Source organism: Kineococcus vitellinus, from assembly GCF_009906315.1.
Lineage (GTDB): Bacteria > Actinomycetota > Actinomycetes > Actinomycetales > Kineococcaceae > Kineococcus > Kineococcus vitellinus.
Genome location: NZ_JAAALL010000469.1, coordinates 1 through 2,129 on the forward strand (window position 1 = coordinate 1; position 2,129 = coordinate 2,129).

The following is a 2,129-nucleotide window of genomic DNA, read 5'->3' on the forward strand; positions in this document are numbered from 1 at the left end:
CCTCCCGGCGCCCCTCGCGCAGCCCTTCCAGCACCCCTCCCGCGCCGTTCCCGGGCGCACGACGGCCCGGTCACCCCGAGGGGGTGACCGGGCCGTCGGGCAGCGCCGCTCAGGCGGTGAGGGTCTCCTTGAGCTCCGCGATGCGGGCCAGCAGGCCGTTGACGAACTTGGGCGACTCGTCGGTCGAGAGCTCCTGGCTGATCTCCACGGCCTCGCTGACGGCCACGTGGTCGGGCACGTCCGCGGCGTACAGGACCTCCCAGGCGCCCATGCGCAGCACGGCGCGGTCCACCGCGGGCATCCGGTCGATGGTCCAGCCCATCGAGTACGTGGAGAGCACCTCGTCGATGCGCGCCTGGTGCTCCACGACGCCCTCCACGACCGTCACGGCGTACTCGCCGACGGGCGGGTCGGCGCGCACGATGCGGTCCTTGAGGACGGTCAGCGGGTCCAGCTGACGCTGGTCGGCCTCGAAGAGGACCTCCAGCGCGCGCTTGCGCGCCTTGCGGCGGGCAGCCATCTCAGATCACGACCCTCAGTCGTTGACGCGGCCGAGGTAGTCGCCCGAGCGGGTGTCGACCTTGACCTTCGTGCCGGTCTCGAGGAACAGCGGGACCTGGATCTCCGCGCCGGTCTCCACGGTGGCGGGCTTGGTGCCGCCGGTGGAGCGGTCGCCCTGCAGGCCGGGCTCGGTGTAGGTGATCTCCAGGACCACGGAGGTCGGCAGCTCCACGTACAGCGGGGTGCCCTCGTGGGTGGCGACCATGACCTCGAGGTTCTCGAGCATGTAGTCGGCGGCGTCGCCCACCGTCGCGGCCGGGATGGTGATCTGGTCGTACGTCGAGGAGTCCATGAAGACGAAGTCCTCGCCGTCCTTGTACAGGTACTGCATGTCGCGCTTGTCGACCGTCGCGGTGTCGACCTTGGTGCCGGCGTTGAAGGTGCGGTCGACGACCTTGCCGGAGAGCACGTTCTTAAGCTTGGTCCGGACGAAGGCGCCGCCCTTGCCGGGCTTGACGTGCTGGAACTCGACCACCGACCAGAGGTTGCCGTCGAGGTTCAGCACGGTGCCGTTCTTCAGGTCGTTCGTCGATGCCACGTCGTCTCTCAGTCCGTCTCGTCTGCGTCTGTCGCGTCCCGCGGACCGGGACCGGACGCGGGTGGGGCGTGGCCATCCTACCGAGCGGGCAGCGGGGCGCCCGCCTGCGCGCGTGGCGAGCAGGCGCGCCGGGCGTTGCGCCGGACGGTGGAGAGCCGGCGCGCGTCCGGGTGGCGCGCCCGCCCGCGACCTCAGTCCCCACCCCCGGCGCCCGATGCCCGGAGGAGCCCGCGGAAGGGTCCGCACGAGAGCGCCGGGAGGAGGCAGCGGATGCACGTCCCCACGGACGGGACGGCGCACGAGCCCGCGCACGAGCCCGCGCACGAGCCCGCGCACGAGCCCGCGCACGAGCCCGCGCACGAGCCCGCGCCCGGGCCGCGCCGGGCCGTCGTCGTGCTCGCGAGCGCCGCCACGGTCCTCGCGCTCGCCGCGGCCGTCGTCGCCCCCGTCGTCATCGGCGAGCAGCACGCCGACGCGGCCACCTCGCTGCGCACCGGCCTGCAGCGGGTCGCCACCGCCCAGGCGGCCTGGCGGGCCGACCACGGCCGCTACACGACGCGGCTGGACGACCTGGGGCTGGCGCAGGTGCCGCAGGACGTGGCGATCGTGCACGCCGACGCGAGCTCGTTCTGCGCCGGCGCCTACGACGCCTCCACCCGCTCGGCGCTCTTCTACTCCTCGATCTCCGGCTTCTCCCCCACCGCCTGCTCCTGAGGACGCCCGCTCCCCGCGTCCGAGCGGGTGAACCCGGGCGCCGCGGGCTCCAGGCGGGCCCGGTGGCGGCCGATGCCCGTGGGGAGCAGCGGAGGTCGACGATGTCGCAGGCAGTGCCCACCGGGGAGCACCCCACGCAGGAGGACGAGTCCGCACCCCGCAGGTACCGCCGCTCGGACGGCGTCCTGCTGGACTACGTGCGCGAGGCCGTGCCCGCCCCCGTCGACGAGACCGGGCACGAGAGCGGGCACGGGGGCGCGCCCGAGCCGGTGCCGGCGCCGCCGGCCGCGCCCCTGCTCGCTCCCCCGCCCGCGCC

The 2,129-nt window shown here is 74.3% G+C and carries 3 protein-coding genes and 1 pseudogene; 2 read left to right on the forward strand and 2 right to left on the reverse strand.

What is annotated here, in order from left to right:
• Window positions 1–109 precede the first annotated feature (109 nt).
• Window positions 110–520, reverse strand: a complete 411-nt coding sequence (gene nusB / locus GTQ99_RS22520; RefSeq protein ID WP_166617905.1) for a transcription antitermination factor NusB — start codon at window positions 518–520, stop codon at window positions 110–112.
• A 15-nt stretch (window positions 521–535) separates the two neighbouring features.
• A complete protein-coding gene (gene efp / locus GTQ99_RS22525; RefSeq protein ID WP_166617906.1) occupies window positions 536–1,099 on the reverse strand; it encodes an elongation factor P in 564 nt (187 codons plus the stop codon).
• A gap of 270 nt (window positions 1,100–1,369) precedes the next feature.
• On the opposite strand from efp, the gene GTQ99_RS22530 reads away from it, so the two are divergent.
• The gene (locus GTQ99_RS22530) at window positions 1,370–1,813 is read left to right on the forward strand and encodes a hypothetical protein (RefSeq protein ID WP_166617907.1); all 444 of its coding nucleotides are present in this window, start codon (window positions 1,370–1,372) and stop codon (window positions 1,811–1,813) included.
• Window positions 1,814–1,914: 101 nt separating this feature from the next.
• Window positions 1,915–2,129 (forward strand): annotated as a pseudogene (locus tag GTQ99_RS22535) (hypothetical protein); the annotation flags it as partial.

Excerpts from the sequence above, each read along its gene's own strand:
- nusB (WP_166617905.1), bottom strand. The coding sequence starts at position 520 with ATGGCTGCCCGCCGCAAGGCGCGCAAGCGCGCGCTGGAGGTCCTCTTC.
- GTQ99_RS22530 (WP_166617907.1), top strand. The coding sequence starts at position 1,370 with ATGCACGTCCCCACGGACGGGACGGCGCACGAGCCCGCGCACGAGCCC.